The organism is Streptomyces sp. NPDC043746 (genome assembly GCF_056436485.1).
Map to the genome: position 1 here is coordinate 1 of NZ_JBWKCM010000048.1, position 23145 is coordinate 23145.

At 68.7% G+C, this 23145-nt stretch carries 12 protein-coding genes; 8 read left to right on the forward strand and 4 right to left on the reverse strand.

Translation table 11 applies throughout. The features are described 5' to 3' along the window. Nucleotides 1–217: 217 nt before the first annotated feature. The gene (locus AC0682_RS30290) at nt 218–1804 is read left to right on the forward strand and encodes a WD40 repeat domain-containing protein (RefSeq protein ID WP_478536376.1); all 1587 of its coding nucleotides are present in this window, start codon (nt 218–220) and stop codon (nt 1802–1804) included. Between the two features lie 587 nt (nt 1805–2391). Here the strand turns inward: AC0682_RS30290 and AC0682_RS30295 are convergent. Beyond that, on the reverse strand, nt 2392–3921 hold the full coding sequence (locus AC0682_RS30295) for a helix-turn-helix domain-containing protein (RefSeq protein WP_070202443.1): 1530 nt from the start codon (nt 3919–3921) through the stop codon (nt 2392–2394). Between the two features lie 492 nt (nt 3922–4413). On the opposite strand from AC0682_RS30295, the gene AC0682_RS30300 reads away from it, so the two are divergent. Together AC0682_RS30300 and AC0682_RS30305 are read left to right on the forward strand one after the other, a co-directional pair. Continuing rightward, on the forward strand, nt 4414–7209 hold the full coding sequence (locus tag AC0682_RS30300; RefSeq protein WP_478536378.1) for a hypothetical protein: 2796 nt from the start codon (nt 4414–4416) through the stop codon (nt 7207–7209). Nucleotides 7210–7321: 112 nt separating this feature from the next. Next, nucleotides 7322–8182 (forward strand): hypothetical protein, encoded by an 861-nt coding sequence (locus AC0682_RS30305; protein ID WP_478536380.1) that lies wholly within the window; start codon nt 7322–7324, stop codon nt 8180–8182. Nucleotides 8183–8363: 181 nt separating this feature from the next. Here AC0682_RS30305 and AC0682_RS30310 read toward each other — a convergent pair whose 3' ends face one another. Beyond that, nucleotides 8364–9488, reverse strand: coding sequence for an HBL/NHE enterotoxin family protein (locus AC0682_RS30310; protein WP_478536382.1), 1125 nt, complete (start codon nt 9486–9488; stop codon nt 8364–8366). 30 nt (nt 9489–9518) lie between these two features. Continuing rightward, nucleotides 9519–10616 (reverse strand): hypothetical protein, encoded by a 1098-nt coding sequence (locus AC0682_RS30315; RefSeq protein ID WP_478536384.1) that lies wholly within the window; start codon nt 10614–10616, stop codon nt 9519–9521. 1033 nt (nt 10617–11649) lie between these two features. On the opposite strand from AC0682_RS30315, the gene acnA reads away from it, so the two are divergent. Continuing rightward, a complete protein-coding gene (gene acnA, locus AC0682_RS30320; RefSeq protein WP_478536386.1) occupies nt 11650–14370 on the forward strand; it encodes an aconitate hydratase AcnA in 2721 nt (906 codons plus the stop codon). Between the two features lie 244 nt (nt 14371–14614). Next, nucleotides 14615–15232 carry a histidine phosphatase family protein gene (locus tag AC0682_RS30325; protein WP_478536387.1) on the forward strand — a complete coding sequence of 206 codons (618 nt, stop codon included), beginning with the start codon at nt 14615–14617 and terminating at the stop codon, nt 15230–15232. Nucleotides 15233–15301: 69 nt separating this feature from the next. Here the strand turns inward: AC0682_RS30325 and AC0682_RS30330 are convergent, their stop codons facing one another. Further along, nucleotides 15302–19174, reverse strand: coding sequence for a GH92 family glycosyl hydrolase (locus AC0682_RS30330; RefSeq protein WP_478536388.1), 3873 nt, complete (start codon nt 19172–19174; stop codon nt 15302–15304). Between the two features lie 508 nt (nt 19175–19682). Here AC0682_RS30330 and ngcE point away from each other — a divergent pair. Genes ngcE through AC0682_RS30345 form a run of 3 tightly spaced genes read left to right on the forward strand, consistent with a single transcriptional unit; the run spans nt 19683 to nt 23030 of the window. Next, nucleotides 19683–21131 carry an N-acetylglucosamine/diacetylchitobiose ABC transporter substrate-binding protein gene (ngcE, locus tag AC0682_RS30335; RefSeq protein WP_478536390.1) on the forward strand — a complete coding sequence of 483 codons (1449 nt, stop codon included), beginning with the start codon at nt 19683–19685 and terminating at the stop codon, nt 21129–21131. 49 nt (nt 21132–21180) lie between these two features. After that, nucleotides 21181–22101, forward strand: a complete 921-nt coding sequence (locus AC0682_RS30340; protein ID WP_478536392.1) for a carbohydrate ABC transporter permease — start codon at nt 21181–21183, stop codon at nt 22099–22101. After that, the gene (locus AC0682_RS30345) at nt 22101–23030 is read left to right on the forward strand and encodes a carbohydrate ABC transporter permease (protein ID WP_478536393.1); all 930 of its coding nucleotides are present in this window, start codon (nt 22101–22103) and stop codon (nt 23028–23030) included. Before AC0682_RS30340 ends, AC0682_RS30345 begins: the two co-directional genes overlap by 1 nt. Nucleotides 23031–23145: the final 115 nt, after the last annotated feature.

Genomic DNA, 23145 nt, shown 5'->3' on the forward strand with positions numbered 1-23145 from the left:
ACGTCCTGTGGGCGATGATCCGTGACGGAGAGTGCTTTCACACTTCACCTCCCGTCACGGGAGCGGCTTGACAACACGATTGGGAAGTTCCTTCCGGCTTGTCCGCACGGAGGACGGTACCCCGGCCGCCCCACCACTCAAGGCTGCCGGCTACCACAAGGCTGAGAGCGTCTCCAACGCCGGGCACGTCCTGCTGGCGGGGACGCACCAAAGCACAGTGTTCGACGTCTCGGGCCGGGGGGCCGCCTCTCAGCCGGCCCGTACGGCCTTCTTCGAGTACGCGCTCACGCCTGACGGCACGCACTTCGTGTCGTGCGTGGGGAAGCGGCTCCAGGTCCGGTCGACGATCGACTCCGGAGATCTGGTCATCGACGAGCCCGACCCGGATCCGGACCCCCACGGTGCCGGCCAGTGCCAGTTCCGTTTCAGTCCGGACGGCCGGTACCTCATCGCCCAGCAGGGTGTCTCGGCGGACGTCTACGATCTGGAACATGGCAAGAAGGTGACCAGAGTGGCGGAGCGCGGACTGCCGTCTCTGCGTTTCAGCTCCGGTGGCCGATTCCTCTTCAGCGTCAGCGGGGACACGATCACGGTCCGGGACCGTGACGATGCCGAGCTCCCTCTATTCAAGGTCGGCCTGCCCACCAGAGGTCACGGCGAGTACGCCGCCGATCCGCAGGACATCAGGCTGGACGAAGAGAGGGGGCGGCTGCTGCACTACTCCGGCGACACCGGCCGGATATACGAGATCGACCTGGGGCAGGCGCTCGACCGGCGGGCGAGGGACGAGGTCGCCGAGAGCATCTCCAGCGCCGGGAACTTCGGTGTCCTCACGAACAGTGACGCGGACGCCCCGGCCTTCCAGGTGGTCGACCTGCGTTCCGGCAAGCACGTCGGTTCCAGGACCACGGCGGACGCGGTCGGCGGCATGGGGGACATCGGGGCCGTCCTCAGCGCCGTGGACGACGAGGGGCGGCTCCTCGCGTACACACGGGGCGAGAGTACGGGCCGCTATGAGCAACGCTACGACGTCGTCATCCGCGACGTCCGGGCTGGCAAGGACGTCCACCGCATCCCCCTCGACGACCGTCGGCCCACTCAGCTGGCGCTTTCTCCCGACGGACGGTACCTGTCACTGGGCACGTCCCGGCCCGACGGACAGAGGACCCGACGCTCCGGCATCGAGGTGTGGGACCTCCGCAAGCGCGAGAAGGTCCACGAGTTCGAGGGCGACTCGGGGCACGCCGTGTTCAGCCAGGACGGCCGACGCGTGCTGACCAGCGGCGGAGGGGTGATCGACCTGTCGTCCGGCACCACACGTACCGGAGTACTCGGAGGGAGCCGGGCCGTCGGCATCGTTCCCTCCCCCGACGGGCGGTTCGTGGCCGCCCTCACGTCCTCGGGCTGGCTGGAGCTCCGCGACGGTACTACGTTCGAGCGCCTCGCGCTGATGCCCAGTCAGTTCGTACCGGGAGGGAGCCGTTACCGAGACCGTCTGGGCGCGATGGCCTTCTCCGGCGACGGACGCCTCCTCGCCGTCGCTGTGAACGACGACGGAATCCAACTCTGGGACACCGAGGCACGGCTGCCGCTCGGGCGACCGCTGACCTACACAGGGCACCGGATCGACGACCTCTTCTTCGACGGCCTGGTCCTGAAAACCGTCACCGGCGACCGGGTCCACTCCCTGGACCTCACGCCTGAGCAGCTCGCGGCGGCGGTGTGCCGGAGGGCTGGGCGCGACATCACTCCCGAGGAATGGAACAGCTACGTACCAGACTCCCCGTACCGACGGCTGTGCTGAACGCAGGAGCGTCAGCGTGCTGGGGCGCCGGGGCGAGCGGGCGGGTCGGTCGGCCTCGACGCGGCCCTGAAAACACCGTTCCTACGAGCGTGTTCGCGTCATGCACGCTCAATGATCACAGGCGAGCACTCACCGCCACCACCGACTACGGAACAGACCCGAACGTCTTGCGGTCCTCGCTCTGGCTGAGGCCGGCGTGGTCGCTCCGCTGGAGGGGGGGCAACACATACGGCGCTCGCGTGTGGGAGCCATCTCGGGAGCACGGCTTCCGCGCCCTGCGCCACTTCTACGCCTCCGAGGAACCGGAGGCTGGCGAATCGGTCGTCTCCCTGGCACGCCGGTCGGGGGCACTCCGGCCCCGGGTTCACACCGCGGAGGTACTCCCACTTCCTGCCCCGCGCCGGTGCACGAGGCAGCGCCCCCATCGACGCGGTCTTCGCGTAGCCACGGCCGGTCGGTGGAGCCTCTGGAGCGCGGCTCGTAGCGCACCGCGGGCTCAAAGTCCCAGAAAAGTCCCAGAGATGCCGCCGCATCGCTCCTTGACCCACTAAGCAGCAGGTCAGACGGGGTGCGGCGGCATCCTCGTATCAGATGTCCCGGAAGATCTCGATCTGCGCGCCCACCGAGTTGAGCCGCTCCGCCAGCTCCTCGTAACCCCGGTTGATGACATAGACGTTGCGCAGCACGGAGGTGCCCTCGGCGGCCATCATCGCCAGCAGGACCACCACGGCGGGCCGCAGGGCGGGTGGGCACATCATCTCGGCGGCGCGCCAGCGGGTCGGGCCTTCGACCAGGACCCGATGGGGGTCGAGGAGCTGGAGGCGGCCGCCGAGACGGTTGAGGTCGGTCAGGTAGATCGCGCGGTTGTCGTAGACCCAGTCGTGGATCAGGGTCTGGCCGTGCGCGGCGGCCGCGATCGCCGCGAAGAACGGGACGTTGTCGATGTTGAGCCCGGGGAACGGCATCGGGTGGATCTTGTCGATCGGGGCCTCCAGCTTGGAGGGCCGGACGGTGAGGTCCACCAGGCGGGTGCGGGCGTTGTCGGCCGCGTACTCGGGGGTGCGGTCGCAGTCGACGCCCATCTCCTCCAAGACCGCCAGCTCGATCTCCAGGAACTCGATCGGCACTCGGCGGATGGTGAGTTCGGACTCGGTCACCACCGCGGCGGCCAGCAGGCTCATCGCCTCGACCGGGTCCTCGGAGGGCGAGTAGTCCACGTCCACGTCGATCCGCGGGACCCCGTGCACGGTGAGGGTCGTCGTGCCGATGCCGTCGACCCGTACCCCCAGCGCCTCCAGGAAGAAGCAGAGGTCCTGGACCATGTAGTTGGAGGAGGCGTTCCGGATGACCGTCGTGCCGTCGTGGCGGGCGGCGGCCAGCAGGGCGTTCTCGGTCACCGTGTCGCCGCGCTCGGTCAGCACGATGGGCCGGCCGGGGGAGACCGAGCGGTCCACCTGCGCGTGGTACAGCCCTTCCGTCGCGGCGATCTCCAGGCCGAACCGGCGCAGCGCGATCATGTGCGGCTCGATCGTGCGGGTGCCCAGGTCGCAGCCGCCCGCGTACGGCAGGGTGAACTGCTCCATCCGGTGCAGCAGCGGGCCCAGGAACATGATGATCGAGCGGGTCCGGCGCGCCGCGTCCGCGTCGATCGCCGCCATGTCCAGCTCGGCGGGCGGGACCAGCTCCAGGTCCACGCCGTCGTTGATCCAGCGGGTGCGCACCCCGATGGAGCTGAGCACCTCCAGGAGCCGGAACACCTCCTCGATCCTGGCGACCCGGCGCAGGACCGTGCGGCCTTTGTTGAGCAGCGAGGCGCAGAGCAGCGCGACGCAGGCGTTCTTGCTGGTCTTGACGTCGATCGCGCCGGAGAGCCGGCGGCCGCCGACGACCCGCAGGTGCATGGGCCCGGAGTAGCCGAGCGACACGATCTCGCTGTCGAGGGCTTCGCCGATGCGGGCGATCATCTCAAGGCTGATGTTCTGGTTGCCGCGCTCGATGCGGTTGACGGCGCTCTGGCTCGTGCCGAGAGCCTCGGCCAGCTGCGTCTGTGTCCAGCCCCGGTGCTGCCGGGCGTCACGGATGAGCTTGCCGATGCGTGCGAGGTAGTCGTCTGACATGGCGGCAGGTTATCTCAGATATGATATGAGGCTGTCGTGGGGGTGTGCCGTTCGAGTGACGGGAGCGCAACGGCCGCCCGCTGCCGGTCCATCGTCTCCCGGGTGGGGCGGCGCGGCGCGGAGCGTGCACCCGTACGAGGGCGGCGGTGGGGGCCGCCCGACCTCCGGGCCCTCACCCCCGCCCGGCCACCGGCCACTCCGGCGCCTCCGCCCCCGCCTCCAGCGCCGAGGTGTGCCCCGCCTCCGGGCGGAGCCGGAGTTCGGCCGCCGGGCAGTGCTCCGCGAGCCGACAGGTGTGGACGGCGGGGGCGATCCCATGCTCCTCGCCGTGGAGATGGGCCTCTCCATCACCACCGGGGAGGAATGCGGATCACTCCGGTCAGGGAGGCAACCCGCACGTCCGACTGTCCGTCTGGATCTCCGAGAGTGCGTTCGATCCGGATATCGACCACCTGGAACGAACGTGCGCAGGAACAGGGTTGAGGAGGAGCTTTGATACGTGGCCGGAAAGCATGGGCCACCGCGGTAGCGGTGCTGACGGTGGCGGGGGTGGCGCCGACGGGGGCGTACGCCGCCCCCCCGCCGCCGGAGGTGCGCACCGCCACCGCGACCGCCGATGCCGGGGGGACGCTGCCGCCGGGCTGGCGCATCGCCGGTGAGGACGGGCGGAACCATCTGGAGTGGCGGGCGCCCGAGCAGGTCCCCATGGGCGACGCCCGCGTGGAGTTCCGCGCGAACGGCGCACTCGTGGGCGTACCCGAACCGCTGGACGACGGCCGGACCTTCCGGCTTCCGCTCGAGGAGGTCCGCACCGCCGACCTGGACGACCTCAGGGTCGAGGCCGCCGGGCGCAGGCTGGACGAGGGGGAGGCGCCCGGCTCCGGCGCGAGCCGCAAGGCCGAGCCGCCCGCCCCGAAGCTGCCGCCCAAGCTGCCCGCGGGCACCGTCGACCCGGGCAAGCCGGGCTCGTACGCCACCACCACCGCCGAGTACGACCTCCCCGGCGTCAAGCTCCCCGGCTTCCCCGAGCGGGTCGAGATGCGCGGTGTCGTGGTCGCCCCGTCGAAGGCACCCGGCAAGCGCCCCGTCGCCCTCTTCCTGCACGGCCGCCATGCCACCTGCTACGTCCCCGGCAAGGACGACGAGGACGCCGGCGCCTGGCCCTGCGCCAAGGGCAGCAAGCCGATCCCGAGCCACCGGGGCTATCTGCGCGACCAGAAGCTGCTGGCCTCCCAGGGGTACGTGACCGTCTCGATCTCCGCCAACGGGATCAACGGCCAGGACTGGCAGGCCGAGGACGGCGGCGCGCAGGCCCGCTCCTCGCTGGTCCGCAACCACCTCGGCCGCTGGGCTGACTGGGCCGCCAAGCCCGCCTCCGCGCCCGCAGCCCTCCGCAAGATGCCCAAGGCCGACCTGTCCCGGGTGCTCCTCGTCGGGCACTCGCGCGGCGGCGAAGGCGTCAACCGGGCGGTGATGGACAGTCTTTACCAGCCGCCCGCCGCTCAGGACGGCTACCGCTCCAAGGCCCGCTGGAACATTCGCGGCACCGTGCACATCGGCCCCACCCTCTTCGGTCACAACCCCGTGCCGGACGTCCCCTCGCTCACCATCCTGCCGGGCTGCGACGGTGACGTCTCCGACCTCCAGGGCCAGGTGTTCACGGACGGCACCCGGGGCGTCAGCCGGGGCAAGGCCCTGCACAGCTCGGTCTACATGATCGGCGCCAACCACAACTACTTCAACACCGAGTGGACCCCGGGCCAGGCCAAGGCCCCGGCGAACGACGACTTCTGGCACGACCCCGAGGCCCGCGACCCGCTCTGCTCGCCCGGCGCACCCGGCCGCCTCACCGCCGACCAGCAGCACAAGGCGGGCGCGACCTACATCGCCACCGCCGCGCGGCTCTTCGTCGGCGGTGACGACCGCGTACGCCAGCTCGTCGACGGCACCGGACGCCGCGCCCCCTCCGCCGACCCGGCCCGCGTGCTGACCCACGCGGTCGGCGGCAACCGGAGTGCCGGGTTCCTGCCCGACGACCCGCAGGGCCCGCCGAAGGTCACCGGCGCCCGGCTCTGCGACGCCGTCGCCCCCGGTCGCTCCGCCTGCATGGGCGAGAAGGACCCCGGCACCTCCCCGCACTTCGCCACCTGGCGCCCGGAGCACGAAGCCGGCCGCCGCGCGGTCGCCCTGGACTGGAGGAAGCCGGGCACCACCGCCCGGGTCACCCCGAAGAAGCCGGTGTCGGCCAAGGGTGCCCAGAGCCTCGCGCTGCGCATCGCCGTACCGCCGAACACCAGCGGTGCCCGCTTCGACGTGCACGTCAAGGACGCCAAGGGCAAGCGCGCCAAGCTGGGCACCGTCCGCGTCGACGGACTCCCCGGCACCGAGCGCACCAGCTCCTACTGGGCCCAGGAGGTCCGCGTCCCGCTGGCCCCCGCGACCCGCGCGCGGCTCGACCTCGGCAGGATCGCCCACCTGGAGCTGACCCCGACGTCCTCCTCCGGCAAGGCGTGGCTGATGGACGCCTGGTCGTGGAAGCCCGGTACCCCCGCGGTCTCGGCCGCCCCCCTCGCCCGCGTCGACATCGGCCGCCTCACCGTCAAGGAGGGCGACTCCGGATTCCGTACGTACCGGGTGCCGGTCCGCACCACGGGCAAGAACGGCGGAACGGTCCGGCTGTACGTCGTCGACCCCAAGACCGGCAGGTCCACCGGGAAGCTGGTCAAGGTCGGCCCCGGCACCGCCGGGATCAAGGTCGAAGTGAAGGTGGAGGGCAACAGGCGCTACGGCTGGGACACGTCCCACGACATCCTGGTCAAGGCGGTCCGCGGCACGGTCGTCGGCGCCGACTCCGGCGGCGTCACCGCCGAGAACGACGACCCGATGCCGAAGGTGACCGTCAAGCCGGTGGCCGTCGACGTGACCGAGGGCGCGCCGCTGAAGTGGCGCATCTCGCTCTCGGAGAAGGCGGACATCGAGATCTGGGCCCTGGCCCGACTGGTCCCCGTCCCCGACGGCCGCCCGGAGCTGTCCACGGCCGATGTCGACCGGGAGTGGGTGTCCCAGTTCGTGGACGAGATCCCGAACCCGGCGATCCCGCTCTCCCGGATCCCCTACGGCACGCTGTGGACGTCGGTCCCGGCCGGGAAGACATCCGCCGACCTGATCGTTCCGACCGTCCGTGACCAGGAGAAGGAGCCGGCCGAGTACGTCCGTCTGCAGTTCATGGACGACGACGAGAAGCCCCTGGGCGCGCCCGTCGAGGGCAGGGTCCGCGACGCCTCGTAACCGCGTCCGAACCGCCCGAGCCCGCCCCCTCCGCCGCCCGCGGAGGGGGCGGGCCGTTGTCGTACCAGGGACGGCACAATCGGCTGTCGTATCAGGAAGGCACAATCGGCGCATGTCTGAGATCTTCGTCGACCTGGGAGAAGTCGATGCACCGTCGGGTGTGCTGGTACTGGGCATGGCCGGGTGGATCGATCAGTGGCGGGACCTGGGTCAGCCCCTGTCCGAGCGCGCCAGGACGGCTGCGGCGACGGGAGGAGGCCACCTTCGTGAGTGGTTGTGCGAGGCTGTCGCGGTTCCGGCAGCCGGTGACCGGCCCTTGACCGTGCGGGCGAGCACCTCGCCGTCTCCGTTCGATGAGGAACCGACGATCGCGACCCTGGAGATCAGTCTCGGTCTCCCGTGGCCCGAGACCGCGGACCGGCCGGTACCGGTCCGACTCGGAGACCTGCCCGTCGACCGGTGCGGCATGGTTGTCGGCGATGCCGCGGGGCTGGACGCGTGGACGGGGATGGACGACGAGCCGGCCAACGGGCTCGCCGATGTCTTGTACTGGGGCCTGTACGCGGATGACGCGCATGCGCGGTTCGGTGGTGAGCGGATCATGCGGTACGGCGACGACGGGCCGTACGGGTGGCTGGACCTCCCGTTGGCCCAGGCGGCTGCACGTGCGGCCGAACTCACCACATGGCGCGACCGCCTCCACGGCAAGGGCCTGATGGTCTCGGTCGATGCGCACACTGATGTCCACCGCTTCCAGCGGGCCGGGTGGAGCCATCCGCTCCATGTCGGCGCGATCGACGTCGGCGGTTGCCAGGTGCTCGGCATCGAGTGGGACCAGGGCGACCATTCGATCAGGCACCGTGGCGAGCGGGACGCCGACCAGGTCTACCCCGTCACGCTCGAAGCCGATGAGGCGGGAACGATGGTGATGCGGTGGACCATTCCGCCCTACGATCTCGGCGACGACGAGTGATGAGCCCAGGTGTTTCGTCGCAGTGCACCCTGAGCCGTCTCATCGAGCCGTGAGCACGTACCGCGTACCGGGTCACAGCGGTACGCGGCCGTGGGCAGGTGGATCTACTGCGGTCGTAGGGCGGCAGGGGCGGCACACGGCACCGCCCTGATCCGCCCGGACGCGGAGTACACAAGCGTTGTTATCGCGCCAGCCGAGGGGGCTTCTGCAGCTCGAACCGGATGAGGTCTCCGGTGTGTGTGTTCGGTTGGGACACCGTCTTCATCCCGATGAGGGCGTTCCGTGTGTTCCTCAGCTGTTCAAGATTTCGCGGCACGGACCTCTCGATGGCCCCCAAGAAGGTCTTTCGGATGAAGTTCGACTGCGCCCTTCCGGCCTTCTCGATGTTGTCGGCTGCAGAGTTCAGCGATTCCTTGAGGATCGTCCAGCTGTTGGTGGTGTTCTGCAGAGCAGTGGCCACTCCTCCCGCTTGGGCACTGAGGTCTTTCAGCCCGGCGCTGCATGTCGTCAGCAGCTTCACCCCGCTTTCGAGCCGTTCCTGCTTGGCGATGAGGTCCTTCTTCTCGTCGTAGAGATTGGCCAGCGCGATCCCGCTGCCGATGCCTCCTGCGATGCCACCGAGGAGCAGGACACCGCCTCCGATGGCCACGCCGACGCTCAACCCGCCGGTGAAGATCGAAGTGCAGCATCCGACGACAATGCATGCCGCACCCAGCAGAATGGCACCCCCGCTCGCTGCTGCCCCGACGGTCGCGGCGGTGATCTTTGCGTTCACATTTTCCAGATCCCTCCGCAAGTCTTTCAGAATCCCATTCTCTCCGTTCACCAGAGAGTTGATCTCGACGGCGCATTCAGTGAATCCCCGCTTGTCGTCACTGAAGGCGGTAACCATCCTGTCCGTGCTGGACGCGACCCTCCTCGTCTCATCGGTGAACTCGCCCGCCTGTTCACGCAGGAACCTCAGGGTCTGAACCAAGGCATCCGGATCTTCCTCGTCCTTGAGGGTCTCCGTAAAAGCGCTCAGCGTGACAAAGTAGTTCTCGACCTTGGCCAGGAGCGCGATGGACTCAGGCTGTACCGTGCAGAGGTACTTTCCTGCATTGTCTGCCGACTTGTTCAGTGCGCTCTGGACCGTACCCTGAAAGCTCCGGATCTCCTCGTTGTCGATGCGGCTGAAGTCCGGCTTCGGCTGCTGCATGATACTGAGAGCATGCGTCTGCACGAGGGCGGTCAAGGACCCTTGCCCGGCCACCTCCCTCCCGATTTCCTCCTGCTTTTCCAGGGCGGCGGCAAGTGCGTCACTCATAGTTTTCTCCCAGTCGTCCAGCAGCGGGTTTCAGTTTCCGGTGACCGTGGCGCGCAGTCGCTCCGCCTGGTCCTGGACGGTTTTCCACTTGATGACGCTCCAGCTGATCTCAGTGGCGAGCCAGGCTCCTCTGTCACCCTTCTTCGCCTGCTCCTCCAGTGTCGCGGCGAACGAGGCGACCACCTGGCCCCAGGCATCTGCGATCTCCTGGGCCGGACGCATCACGTCACGCACGCTTCGGCCGTAGGCACCGCATTCCGAATCGATCTTCTTCGCCGTCGCCAGGCCCGACTTCAAACCGGCGATCTCCCGGTAGAGCGCTTCGACCTTCGCGCGGTCCCTGCGGAGCTTCTGAAGGGCGGCGCCGATGGCACCGGACGTGATGTCCTCGATCCCCTTGTGCACATCCTCGGAGGATTGCGGAGCGGGTTCGCCGGCGGGCGGCTTGTCCTCCTTCTTGCTCTTTCCGTCATCCTCTCCCTTCTTCTTCGAGGCGTCCTTGAAGATATCGAGGATGGTGTCGAGGATCTTCCGTGCACCGCTGCCCACCTTGTGCGAGGCGGAGATGACGGCATCCAGGTCCTTCCGCACCTCTTCCTGCATCGCCTCCAGCTCCTTGGCCTTGGCGGCGATCCTGCCGTCGTCCCCGGAGATCTTCTTGATCTCGGCATGCGTCCGGCCGGCCAGGACTTCGAGCCGGTCCTCCGTCTCCTTGGAGAACGTCCCGTACTTGTCCGCGAGATCACGGGCATGCTGCTCATGCTCTTCGAAAATCGGCATCAGCTCGCCCAGAAAAGAAGCAACGCTCTCCGGGGACTCCACAGACCCCTCGTGCAAGCTCTGGAGCAGGTCGGCCGCCCCTGCCATCAGGACGAGCTGATGGATCACCGAGGGAAGCTGGACGCTCCGGTACATCCGCGCGTTGCTTCTGACCTCCTCCTGCGCGGTACGCATGGCGTGTTCATCGCTCGGGTCCGCCGTGCCGACGGACACCTGCGCTTCGAGAACCAGGGCCCACACCTGCGCGACCTGAGCAGCGGTCACCAACTGTTCCAGGGGCTCTTCGAGTCCGACCGGGTCAAGCGTGCTCTTGGCCGGAACGGTGGGGGCGACTTGCGATGGCGTCATCGTGGCTCCGTTGGATACTCAAGGGCGGGAAGGGCAGTGCAGAACAGCCCGGTCGAGAAGGCTTCTCGACCCGGCGCTCGGGTACGCCGCGCACAGACGGACACGCTGGGCGGGGAGGGCCGGTGCCGGCCGGCACCGGCCCAGGCTGCTCACGTGGTTCGGTCGATGCGCAGGGCACGCCGAACGGACGGACCAGGAAGAGGAGCAGGCAGGGGGCTGGGGTGTAACGGACGATCGTGCCCTCGCACGGTCCCTCGGTGTGGACCACCTCGGCGCGGGTGCCGCACCCGTCACCTGGGTCGTCGCCGGAATTCCCGTGCTCGAACGATGAGCGGCTGGAACCGATTCGGTCCTCCTCCGTGACCGACACCAAGGCAACCGCGTCAACCGACATCGTCACCTCCGCCGCAGGGACGGCCTCCACGGAAGGAGCCGAGCGGAGGGGCAGGAGAGCGAGGGAGAGTGCGCCGAGGTCACAAGGTTCTTGATCACTACGGCGTTCTATCGGCCGCGCACCATCCCGCGAAGCTCTTCGCCTCGTGCTCACCCGCCCGGGGGAAGGGGTTCACCGCAGAAACGCTCCGTCGCGCTCAGCCGCGCGCGGGGCGGAGCGGCCCCCTGACGCCGGGAGCGGAACGCCACCAGCATCAGGGGGCCGGACCGTACTGCTCCAGCGCGCCCGGAGCGGTCCCGACGGACCCCAGTGGACGTCTTGAGGCCGGTCCCGGCCTCAAGACGTCCACCACTCGAACCTCAATGAGACGGACTCATCAGTCACCAAGGTCGAGTGAGGACACTCAACCTTCGATGCGGCAGGACATCAGCCACCCGGGCATGACCGAGCGGCGGCTATGTACTAGAGTTATCTCGACATCGAGATATCTGCCGAGGCGTACCGCAGCCGCCGCCCGGTAAGGGTTACCTAACTAAGCCTTACCTTAGCGGATGGTCGGGGCCGTAGGCGGCACAACGTGGCGCCCGCTGCCAATGAGGCGCGGCGCGGTAGACGCGCACATTGAAGAAGGAGACTGTCGTGTCGGCGAACAGCTTCGACGCCCGCAGCACGCTGCGCGTGGGCGACGAGTCGTACGAGATCTTCAAGCTGGACAAGGTCGAGGGCTCCGCGCGCCTCCCGTACAGCCTGAAGGTCCTGCTGGAGAACCTGCTCCGTACCGAGGACGGCGCGAACATCACCGCCGACCACATCCGGGCCATCGGTGGCTGGGACTCCCAGGCTCAGCCCAGCCAGGAGATCCAGTTCACGCCGGCCCGCGTGATCATGCAGGACTTCACCGGCGTGCCCTGCGTCGTGGACCTCGCCACCATGCGTGAGGCCGTGAAGGAGCTGGGCGGCGACCCGGCGAAGATCAACCCGCTGGCCCCGGCCGAGCTGGTCATCGACCACTCCGTCATCGCCGACAAGTTCGGCACCAAGGAGGCCTTCGGCCAGAACGTCGAGCTGGAGTACGGCCGCAACAAGGAGCGCTACCAGTTCCTGCGCTGGGGCCAGACCGCCTTCGACGAGTTCAAGGTCGTCCCGCCGGGCACCGGCATCGTCCACCAGGTGAACATCGAGCACCTGGCCCGTACGGTCATGGTCCGAGGCGGCCAGGCCTACCCGGACACCCTCGTCGGCACCGACTCGCACACCACCATGGTCAACGGCCTCGGGGTGCTGGGCTGGGGCGTCGGCGGCATCGAGGCCGAGGCCGCCATGCTCGGCCAGCCGGTCTCCATGCTCATCCCGCGTGTCGTCGGCTTCAAGCTGACCGGCGAGCTGAAGCCCGGCACCACCGCCACCGACCTCGTGCTGACCATCACCGAGATGCTCCGCAAGCACGGCGTCGTCGGCAAGTTCGTCGAGTTCTACGGGCAGGGCGTCGCCGCCACCTCGCTCGCCAACCGCGCCACCATCGGCAACATGTCGCCGGAGTTCGGCTCCACCGCCGCGATCTTCCCGATCGACGACGAGACCCTGAACTACCTGCGCCTGACCGGCCGTGACGCCCAGCAGGTCGCCCTCGTCGAGGCGTACGCCAAGGAGCAGGGCCTCTGGCTGGACCCGAAGGCCGAGCCGGACTTCTCCGAGAAGCTGGAGCTCGACCTCGCCACGGTCGTCCCCTCCATCGCCGGCCCGAAGCGCCCGCAGGACCGCATCGTCCTCGCCAACGCCGCGCAGCAGTTCGCCTCGGACGTGCGCAACTACGTCTCCGACACCGGTGTCGACGAGGCGGGCAAGGAGTCCTTCCCGGCCTCCGACGCCCCGGCCGTCTCCAACGGCATCCCGTCGAACCCGACCACCGTCACGGCCCCCGACGGCTCCACGTACGAGATCGACCACGGCGCCGTCACCGTCGCCGCGATCACCTCCTGCACCAACACCTCGAACCCGTACGTCATGGTCGCGGCCGCGCTCGTGGCGAAGAAGGCGGTCGAGAAGGGCCTGACCCGCAAGCCGTGGGTCAAGACCACCCTCGCCCCGGGCTCCAAGGTCGTCACCGACTACTTCGACAAGGCGGGCCTGACCCCGTACCTGGACAAGGTCGGCTTCAACCTCGTCGGCTACGGCTGCACCACCTGCATCGGCAACTCCGGCCCGCTGCCGGAGGAGGTCTCCAAGGCGGTCAACGACAACGACCTCGCCGTGACCTCGGTGCTCTCCGGCAACCGCAACTTCGAGGGCCGGATCAACCCCGACGTCAAGATGAACTACCTGGCGTCCCCGCCGCTGGTCGTCGCGTACGCCATCGCCGGTTCGATGAAGGTCGACATCACCAAGGACGCCCTCGGTGTCGACCAGGAGGGCAAGCCGGTCTACCTGACCGACATCTGGCCCACCGAGGCCGAGGTCAACGACGTCGTGGCCAACGCCATCGGCGAGGACATGTTCAACAAGTCCTACCAGGACGTCTTCGCGGGCGACGCCCAGTGGCAGGCGCTCCCGATCCCGACCGGCAACACCTTCGAGTGGGACGCCGAGTCCACCTACGTGCGCAAGCCCCCGTACTTCGAGGGCATGGCGATGGACCCGGCCCCGGTCGAGGACATCACCGGCGCCCGCGTGCTGGCCAAGCTGGGCGACTCGGTCACCACCGACCACATCTCCCCGGCCGGTGCCATCAAGGCCGACACCCCGGCCGGGAAGTACCTCACGGAGCACGGCATCGAGCGCCGTGACTTCAACTCCTACGGCTCGCGCCGCGGTAACCACGAGGTCATGATCCGCGGCACGTTCGCCAACATCCGCCTGCGCAACCAGATCGCGCCGGGCACCGAGGGCGGCTACACCCGCGACTTCACCCAGGACGGCGGTCCGGTGTCGTTCATCTACGACGCCTCGCAGAACTACCAGGCCGCCGGCACCCCCCTCGCGATCCTCGCGGGCAAGGAGTACGGCTCCGGCTCGTCCCGCGACTGGGCCGCCAAGGGCACCGCGCTCCTGGGCGTCAAGGCCGTCATCGCCGAGTCCTACGAGCGCATCCACCGCTCGAACCTGATCGGCATGGGCGTCCTCCCGCTCCAGTTCCCCGAGGGCCAGAGCGCCGAGACCCTCGGCCTCACCGGCGAGGAGGCCTTCTCCTTCACCGGCGTCACCGAGCTGAACAACGGCACCACCCCCCGTACGGTGAAGGTCACCACCGACACCGGTGTGGAGTTCGACGCGGTCGTCCGCATCGACACCCCCGGCGAGGCCGACTACTACCGCAACGGCGGCATCCTGCAGTACGTGCTCCGCAGCCTGATCCGCAGCTAGTCGGACCGGCCACCGAGTGAAGAAGGGCCGTGCCCCGGGACTTCCGGGGTGCGGCCCTTCCGCGTACGTACGGGACCGGATCGTTCGCCGCCGGGGTTCTCCGGCCGCGGCCGTTCGGGCGGCGGAGGCGGAGAGTTGTCGGACATGCGGTCCCCCCACGGGAAGCCGGTCGAGCGAGGGGCTTACGGTACGTGGCCCCACCCGCACCACCGGCACCATCCGTGCAGAAAGTGAACGGACCCCCATGGGCGAGCTGATCCTCATCCGGCACGGCGAGACCGAGTGGTCCCGCTCCGGGCAGCACACGAGCTGGACCGACCTCCCGCTGACCGCCACCGGAGAGCGCCAGGCCCGCGCCCTGATCCCGCTCCTCGCGGACCGGAACATCGGCCTCACCCTCGTCAGCCCCTCGATCCGGGCCCGGCGTACCGCCGAGCTGGCCGGGCTCCACGCCCCCCGCGTCACCCCCGAGCTGCGGGAGTGGGACTACGGCGGCTACGAGGGCATCACCACCCAGGCGATCCGCCGCACCCGCCCCTTCTGGAACCTGTGGACCGACGGCGTCGACCCCGGCTCCGACGAGCATCCCGGAGAGAGCCCCGCCCAGGTCGGGCAGCGCGCGGACCAGGTGCTCACGGGCGTCCGGTCGGCCGCCGAGGGGCTCGGGAGCGCGGACATCGCACTCGTCGCCCACTCCCACTTCCTGCGGGTCCTGACCGCCCGCTACCTCGGGCTGACCCCTGCCGAGGGGCGCCTCTTCCAACTCGCCACCGGCGCCGTCTCCCGGCTCGGTACGGAACACGGCGGACCGGTCGTCACCGCCCTCAACATGGCCCTGCCCGAAGCGCTTCAGGACGCCTAGGACGCCGGGAACGCCGTGCGGCCGGCACCCCGCCCTCGGGGTACCGGCCGCCGGATCACCGGGCGGGCGTCAGGAGATCAGCTCCACCTCCGCCAGCGTCGCCGCGCCCGTCAGCACCAGCCGGTACTGTGCGTACGCCCCCGGCCGGTCCACCGAGTAGGCGCGGGTCTGCTTGTCCCAGGCGAAGGACTGGCCCGAGCGGCGGTCCAGGTCCTTCCAGCTCTTCCCGTCGGACGAGCCCTGGAGCGTCCACCCCTTCGGGGCCCTGTCCGCCGCCGCCGACGTCAGCGTGTACTGGAGTGCCCGGGTGGACGCCGTGACGGGCAGCTCCACCGACGTGACCTCCGCCGAGGTGGCCGAGGTGTTGTCGAAGAGCGCGCCGTCACCCTTCAGCACATCGCCCCTGGGCGCCGGGGTCCTGTCGTCCTGCTGGATGGAAACCGGGGCCGCGTCCCCGCCCGTGCCCCAGGCGGACGGCTTCGGGCCCATGTCGAACTCCAGTGTGCCGCCCTTGGCCAGCACCTCGTGGGGGAGCGCGGTGGAGGTCCACTTCCTGCCGTTGACCTTCACGCCCTGCACGTAGATGTTGGCCGCGCTGTTCTTCGGGGCCTTCACGACCAGCTTGCGGCCGTTGTCCATGCGGACGGTGACCTTCTTGAAGAGCGGTGAGCCGATCGCGTACTCCCCGCTGCCCATCACCAGCGGATAGAAACCGAGCGAGGAGAACAGGTACCACGCCGACTGCTCGCCGTTGTCCTCGTCGCCGTGGATGCCCTGTCCGATCTCGCTGCCCACATAGAGGCGGCTCAGCACCTCGCGGACCTTCTCCTGCGTCTTGTACGGCTGGGAGGCCGCGTTGTACATGTACGTCGCGTGGTGGGCGACCTGGTTACTGTGCCCGTACTGGCCCATGCGCACGTCCCGCGCCTCGGTCATCTCGTGGATGACCCCGCCGTAGCTGCCCACGAACTCCGGGCCCGCCGTCTCCGGCGTCGAGAAGTACGTGTCCAGCTTCTTGCCGAGCCCCGCGCGGCCGCCGTACAGGTTGGCCAGGCCCCGGCTGTCCTGCGGGGCGGTGAAGGCGTAGCCCCAGCCGTTGGTCTCGGTGTAGTCGTAGCCCCAGACGCGGGGGTCGTAACTGTCCGGGGGGAGGCGCCAGTCGCCGTCGGGCTTCTTGCCCTGGAAGAACCCGGCCTTGCCGTCGAAGAGCCTGACGTACTTCTGCGCCCGGTTGAGGAAGTACTCGGACTCCTCCTTGTACCGCGCCTTCTTCGTCTTCCTGTACAGCTCCTGGCCCATGCGGGCGATGCCGTAGTCGTTGAGGTAGCCCTCCAGCGACCAGGACAGGCCCTCATGGGTGGCGGTGTCGGCGTACCCGGTGAAGACGGAGGTCTCCATGCCCTTGCGGCCGACGCCCGGGGAGGGCGGGGCCACCGTGGCGTTCTTGACCGCCGCGTCGTACGCCGCCTCCGCGTCGAACTTCACGCCCTTGACGTACGCGTCCGCGAAGGCCACGTCCGAGCTGGTGCCGGTCATCAGGTCCGCGTAGCCGGGGGAGGACCAGCGGGAGGTCCAGCCGCCGTCCTTGTAGTGCTGCACGAAGCCGTCCACCAGCTCGCCGGCCTTCTTCGGGGAGAAGAAGGAGTAGGCGGGCCAGGTCGTGCGGTAGGTGTCCCAGAAGCCGTTGTTGACGTACACCTTCCCGTCGACGATCTTCGCCCCGGTCCGCGTCGGGGTGTCCGTGCCGGTCGGCTCGGAGAAGGGGCTGGCGTACTTGTTCTTCCCGTCGACCTTCTCGTGGCCGGAGTTCGGGTAGAGGTAGAGCCGGTAGAGGCTGGAGTAGAGCGTGGTGAGCTGGTCCTCGTCGGCGCCCTCCACCTCGATCGTCCCCAGGATCCTGTCCCAGGCCTTCTGTGCGGTGCGCCGCACCTTCTCGAAGGAGGTGGACGCCGGGATCTCCATCGCCAGGTTCTTCTTCGCCTGGTCCACGCCGATCAACGAGGTGGCCAGGCGCAGTTCGACCGTGCGGTCCTTGCCCGCGTCGAAGCGGAAGAAGCCGGTCACGTCGTCGCCGCCTCCGCCCTTCAGCATCCCGCTGTCCGTCACCGGCGCGTCGAAGACGCCGTACACGAACATGCGGGTCGCCCCGGTGGAGAGGCCGCTCTTCACGTCCGTGTAGCCGGAGAAGGAGCGGGTTCCGGGGTCCAGGGTGAGGCCGCCCGCGTTCGACACGTTGTCGAAGACCAGGCTGGCGTCCTTGCCGGGGTAGGTGAACCGCATCCGGGCCGCGTGGTCGGTGGGCGTCATCTCGGCCTTGAGGCCGTTCTCGAACGTCACACCGTAGTAGTGCGGCTTCGCGACCTCGTTCTCGTGCCGGAACGGCAGCGCGCGGGCGGTGCGGGCGGCGTCCGGGGTGCCGGCCGCGGCCGAGGGCATCACCTGGAAGGTCTGCCGGTCGCCCATCCAGGGGCTCGGCTCATGGCTGGCGCTGAAGGCCTGGAGCGTGGGGAGGTTCTCCTCGTTGTTGCCCCGGTGGTAGTCGTACAGCCAGCTCAGCGAACCGGCGTTGGTGACCGGCGTCCAGAAGTTGAAGCCGTGCGGGACGGCGGTGGCCGGAATGTTGTTGCCGCGCGAGTAGCCGCCCGAGGAGTGGGTGCCGCGCGTGGTCAGCGCGAGGTCCGACAGATGCGCCTTGCGCTTCTCCGGCTTCCGCGGCTCGATCACGATGTCGTCGACCCAGCCCTGGAACTTCGCCGGGCCCTTGGCGGAGTCGTACGCCACCAGGACCCGGTCGACCGTCCTGCCCGCCGCGACCGTGCCGATGCGCGAGGAGACCTTGTTCCACTGGTTGACGTAGAGCCGCTTGGCGTCGCCCTGGCCCTGCGGGGTCAGCAGCCCGCCGTGGCTGTCGGTGGCCTTCAGCTGGCTGAGATAGGTGCCGTCGGTGAAGGCGAGGTCCACCGCGATGTGGGTGGCGGGGTAGTTGAGGTCCGTCTCGCCCATCTGCGGATAGACCAGATAGGACAGCTCGGTGTCCTTGGTGACGGCCGTGTTCACGTCGAAGACCTTGTTGTACGAGTACGCCCGGCCGTCCGCCTTGTGCGTCCCCGCGTACCGCAGCGCCTTCCTGCCCGTGAACCCCGCGCCGGCCTTGGCCGTGGGCGAGCCGGAGGGGCCCCGGTCGGCCTGGCTGCGCATCTCGTCCGGGACCGGCGCGGAGGCGTCACCGTTCGAGAACTGAACGTCGGCCAGCTGGAGGATGCCCGGCGCGCCGTTGTTGGCCGTGATCTCCAACCGGAAGTGCCGGTAGGCGGTCTCGGAGGTGAAATCGTACGACTTGGTCTCGTGGCGCGCGGCGAAGGCCTCGCCCGTACGCCGGTCGAGGTCGGTCCACTCCTTGCCGTCCGCCGACCCCCTGAGCGTCCAGTCCCTGGGGTCGCGCGGAGCGTGGTCGTTGGCGGAGGTGAGCGCGTACGCCACCACCTTCACCGGCTCGTCCAGGTCGAACTCCACCCAGCCGGTGGGCTGGAACGCCAGCCACTTGGAGGCCGGTTCGACGTCGACCAGGTTCTCCTTGACCTCACCGCCCGCGGTGTTCTCGGCGCTGGCGCGGACCTCGGTGACCCGGTCGGTGACATTGCCCGGTATCCCGGCGGAGAATCCGCCGTCGACCCCCGATGAGCGGCCTGTGCCGTCGGGCCCCTCTTCGACCGTGTTGCGCCAGTCCGGCTGCCTCTCGTCCGCCTCGAAGGAGGAGCGGAACGTCCGTTCGCCGGACGGCTTCCGGTCCGCGTCGGACGGACCGGCGACGGCGGCCGCGGGGGCCGCGAGGGCCAGGGCGAGTGATGCCGCGAGGACGGCGGCCGTGCGGCTCCGTCTCGTGCGGGCGGCGCCGCTGAGGGCCCTTCCGGCGCCATGGTGGAGACCTCGTGGTGGCTGCATACCGAGCCATTCCTCCCTGGAGCGTGCTTGGACAACGTTGTCATAGCGGGATGCAAGGTCCAGTAGGGAGCCAAGTGACAGGACGTGTCAAGGGTGTTGCCCCAGATTCGGCCCGTGAATCGGTCCTGACGGGAAGAAGCCTCCCCTGGAGCAGGGCGTACGGTGCCGAGGCGCCCACGAGGTCTCAACTCGGGAAAGACTGCCGCTCCAACCTGCATTCGATCTTGCTCAGTTGGCGACAAGTGGACTATACCTGTCGCCATCCGCGCGGCCGTTGCAACGGCCGCGCGATCGGGGGGAGAACAGGGGACGGTCGCCGGGGTGTCATGGACGCCCTGGCTGTACGGTTCTCCGACCACCCCCACCGCCGGTTCTTTCCTCCGGTACACCTGCATATCCGCATGACCCGAGCGCAACCGACCGCGGTGGCGGGGCCCTTCGCCTCAGGCGAGTTTTCGACGGGTGACCGGTACACCGCCTGAGTCCTGGAGAAGGCGAGGACTTGAGCATGGGATCCACCTCCGCTCACAACAACGAGGGCCTTGGCCGTCGCGATCTGATCAAGCGTTCCGCCGCACTCGGCCTGATCGCTGTTCCGACGATGAGCTTCCTCTCCGCCTGCGCGAGCGGCAGCGGCGACAGCGACGACAACAAGGTCGCCAAGGGCGAGAAGTCCGACAAGAACCCGCTGGCCGTCAACGGCAGCGCCCCGCTGGAGATCGTCATCTTCGACGGCGGGTTCGGCACGAAGTACGCCGAGGAGGCCCGGGACGTCTACAAGAAGACCTACCCCGAGGCGCAGGTCAAGTTCTCCGCCACGCAGAAGATCCAGTCGGTCCTCCAGCCGCGCTTCAACGGCGGCACCCCGCCGGACCTGATCGACAACTCCGGTGCCCAGCAGATGGACATGGGCGTCCTGGTCGGCAAGAAGCAGCTGACCGACCTCACCCCGCTGCTCGACGCCCCCTCCATCGACGACCCGTCCAAGACGGTCCGCGACACCTTGCGGCCGGGCATCGTCGAGATGGGCCAGTTCGATGGCGACCCGGTCTGGATGCTGTACTACGCCTACACGGTCTACGGCGTCTGGTACTCGCAGACCGCGCTGGAGAAGCTCGACGCCACGTACCCGGAGACCTGGGACGAGATGCTCGCGCTCTGCGCGAAGGCGAAGAAGCAGGGCATCGCGGGCTGGACCTACCCCGGCAAGCACCCGTACTACATCCCGTTCTCGCTCTACCCGTTCATCGGGAAGATCGGCGGCGTCGAGGTCCTGAACGCCATCGACAACCTGGAGCCGAAGGCCTGGGAGCACCCGGCGGTCAAGGCGGCCTTCGAGGCGTACTACGAGCTGTACGCCAAGGGCTACATCCTCCAGGGCACCCCCGGCCTGGACCACCGCGGTTCCCAGGGCGCCTGGGCCCGCGGCAAGGCGCTGTTCATCCCGAACGGCTCCTGGGTCGAGAACGAGGAAGCGGCGATCATCCCCAAGGACTTCAAGCTCTCCGTGGGCGCCCCCTCCGGCCTCGACTCCTCGGACAAGCTGCCCTTCGGCACCATCTGGGCCTCCGGCGGCGAGCCGTTCATCGTCCCGGCCAAGGCGAAGAACCCGGCGGGCGGCATGGAGCAGCTCCGCATCATGCTCAGCGAGGCCTCCTCCAAGTCCTTCACCAGCAACACCAAGTCGCTCTCCGCCCTCAACGGCGGCACCGACGGCATCGAGCTGTCGGACGGCCTGAAGTCCGGCGTCGCCGCGCTGGAGAAGGCGGGCACCAACGTGGTCAACCCGCGCCTGCAGGACTGGTACGTGAAGCTCCAGAAGGAGCAGATCGGCGTCGCCGGGCTCGGCGAGATGATGGCCGGCCGCGCCACCCCGGCGGAGACCATCAAGAAGATCCAGGGCTTCGCCGACGCCGCTGCCAAGGACCAGTCCATCAAGCACTTCAGGCACCAGTGATCACGCGTCATCAGCGGCGGCAGCTCGGGGAAGGTCGGAGTCGGTAACGATGCAACACGGTAAGTACCGGTTCATAGTCGGGTTTCTGGTGGTCCCGATGGCGTTGTACGTCATCTTCGTCATCTGGCCCTTCGTCCAGTCCATCTACTACTCGTTCACGGACTGGACGGGGCTGAGCCCCGACTTCAAGATGGTCGGGTTCGACAACTACACCAAGATGCTCGGCGACGACATCTTCTGGAAATCGCTCCAGCACAGTGTGCTGCTGGCGGTTCTGCTGCCGCTGGTGACGCTGGGCCTCGCCCTCTTCTTCGCCTTCATGCTCAACGTGGGCGGCCGGCGGCGCAAGGGCGCCGCCGTCACCGGCGTACGGGGCTCGGGCTTCTACAAGATCGCCTACTTCTTCCCGCAGGTGCTCTCGATCGCCATCGTGGCCATCCTGTTCCAGTTCGCCTTCGATCCGGCCCAGGGCATGATCAACGGCATCCTCAAGGCCGTGGGCTTCACGGATGTGCCGGACTGGCTGGGCGACCCGAAGCTGGCCCTGTGGGTCATCATGGCGGTCCTCGTCTGGTGCACCACCGGCTTCTTCGTGGTGCTGTTCTCCGCGGGCATGGCCTCCATCCCCAAGGACTTCTACGAGGCCGCCCTGCTGGACGGGGCGAGCCGCTTCACGACCTTCTTCCGGATCACGCTGCCCCTGCTGTGGGACACGGTCCAGTCCGGCTGGGTCTACATGGGCATCCTGGCGCTCGGCGCCGAGGGCTTCGCCATCGTCCACATCATGAGCGTCGGCCCCGGCGGGCCCGACTACTCGACCACCGTCCTGCCGCTGTACGTCTACCAGTCGGCGTTCCGTGACGGACAGGCGGGCTACGCGACCACGATCGGTGTCGCCCTGCTCATCGTGACGCTGGCGTTCGCCGCCGTCGTCATGCGGGTGGGCCGGCGCGAGCGGCTGGAGTTCTGATGAAGACCACTGACACCCCCCTCTCCGGCACCGACGGGGCCGAGGTCCCGGCCCAGCGCGCCGGGACGGCCCCCAAGGACTCGTCCGCCCCCGCGAAGAGCAGCGAGGGCCAGGTCCTCAACGTCTTCTCGCACGGGGTGCTCGTCCTGTGGGCGATCATGGTCGTCCTGCCGCTGTTCTGGGCGGTGATGTCCTCGTTCAAGACCGACTCGGACATCTTCAACACCCCCTGGTCGCTGCCCAGCTCGCTGAACTTCGACAGCTGGGGCCGGGCCTGGAGCCAGGCCCATATGAGCGAGTACTTCCTGAACACCATCCTGGTGGTGGGCGGCTCGCTCGTCGGGACCCTGGTCTTCGGCTCGATGGCCGCCTATGTGATCGCCCGCTTCGAGTTCCCGGGCAACCGGTTCATCTACTTCCTGTTCGTCGGCGGCATGAGCTTCCCGATCATGCTGGCGCTGGTCCCGCTGTTCTACGTCATGGACAACATGGGACTGCTGAACACGATCCACGGCCTGATCCTCGTGTACATCGCGTACTCGCTGCCGTTCACCGTGTTCTTCCTGACGTCGTTCTTCCGTACGCTGCCGACCTCGGTGGCGGAGGCGGCGATCATCGACGGGGCCTCGCACACCCGGACGTTCTTCCAGGTGATGCTGCCGATGGCCAAGCCCGGCCTGATCAGCGTCGGCATCTTCAACTTCCTGGGGCAGTGGAACCAGTACATGCTGCCGACGGTGCTCAACACCGACCCGGAGAAGCGGGTGCTGGCCCAGGGGCTGGTGGAGCTGGCCGCGAGCCAGGGGTACAAGGGCGACTACTCGGGCCTCTTCGCGGGCCTGGTGATCGCGATGCTCCCGGTGCTGGCGGCGTACATCATCTTCCAGCGCCAGGTCGTCTCCGGTCTGACGGCGGGGGCGCTCAAGTAGGTCGCGCGCCGACGGAAGAAGGTCACCTCTTCACGACGGCCCGGGGGGGGGGGGGGGGGGGGGGACGGGCGGGAGAGGAGACGTGGTCTGTGGGGGGGGGTGGGGGGCGGGGAGG